At 46.4% G+C, this 209-nt stretch carries 1 protein-coding gene; it reads right to left on the minus strand.

Going from position 1 to position 209, the window contains the following annotated elements:
- Positions 1-209 (minus strand): hypothetical protein (locus tag Q0845_RS27875; RefSeq protein WP_298521261.1); only part of this gene is annotated, 209 nt, incomplete at both ends.

The following is a 209-nucleotide window of genomic DNA, read 5'->3' on the forward strand; positions in this document are numbered from 1 at the left end:
GCATCTTCTGCCACCGTTACATCACCTACACTCATTGCTGGTGTGTCGTTATCAGTGATGGTTACTGTTCCACTATCTGTGGTATTGCTCGTGTTCCCACTTGTAACAGTTCCATTTACCGTGAAGTCCTCCGTTGGTTCTCCGGTAGTATCATCTGTAATTGGAATACTTACATCAACTGTCGTTTGTCCCGCTGGGATCGTTGCTGT

The organism is uncultured Kordia sp., from assembly GCF_947489565.1.
Taxonomy (GTDB): Bacteria; Bacteroidota; Bacteroidia; order Flavobacteriales; family Flavobacteriaceae; genus Kordia.